At 46.1% G+C, this 948-nt stretch carries 1 pseudogene; it reads left to right on the forward strand.

The features are described 5' to 3' along the window. Positions 1 to 19: 19 nt before the first annotated feature. A pseudogene (locus tag VV869_RS24345) lies at positions 20 to 940 on the forward strand (IS3 family transposase); the annotation flags it as partial. Positions 941 to 948: the final 8 nt, after the last annotated feature.

A 948-nucleotide genomic window follows, 5' to 3' on the forward strand; every position in this document is an offset into this window, starting at 1 on the left:
TCGAAGAACATAATGAAATATTAAAAAAGGCTACAGCTCTCTTGATGTCCGACTCGCTGAACAATTCTCGCTAGTCGAGAAACTCAAGCAGAGCCACAGTGTTTCTACGCTTTGTGATGTGTTCAGCATCCATCGAAGCAGTTACAAATATTGGTCTGGCCGCCCCAAGGCGATTAATTCTGACTTTGTTGTGCTATGTAGCGAAGTTAAAGCCGCGTACCGCATCAGTAATGGCTCAGCGGGGGCTCGAACTATCGCAGAGATCGTGACGACAAAAGGAATACCACTGAGCCGTTATCGTGCAAGTAAGTTAATGAAAAAGCTTGGCTTAGTGAGCTGTCAGCTGCCTAAGCATGCTTACAAGAAAGCGACTCAAGAACACGTTGAAGTCGCTAATAAATTAGACCGCCAGTTCGCCGTGACGGAGCCGAACCAAGTCTGGTGCGGTGATGTCACGTATATTTGGGTTGGAACGCGTTGGGCTTATTTAGCCGTGGTTATCGATCTCTTTGCAAGAAAACCCGTCGGTTGGGCAATGTCTCTATCGCCGGATACCAACTTAACGGGTAAAGCGCTATCAATGGCTTTTGAGGCAAGAGGAAAGCCGAAAAATGTGATGTTCCATAGTGATCAAGGCTCGCATTACACCAGTCTGAAATTTCGGCAACTTCTCTGGCGATATCAGATTGAGCAAAGTATGAGCCGCCGAGGAAATTGTTGGGATAACAGCCCGATGGAGCGATTCTTCCGAAGCTTAAAAACAGAATGGGTACCATCAATAGGTTATGAGAGTTTTGCCCAGGCACAGCGTTCAATCACACAGTACATCACGGAATATTACAGCAAGGTCAGGCCACATCAATATAACGGTGGTTTGACGCCAAATGAGTCAGAACGGTTATTCTGGAATGACTCTAAAACTGTGGCCAATTTTACTTGACCACTACA

The sequence above is a fragment of the Photobacterium sp. MCCC 1A19761 genome, from assembly GCF_037389125.1.
GTDB lineage: Bacteria > Pseudomonadota > Gammaproteobacteria > Enterobacterales > Vibrionaceae > Photobacterium.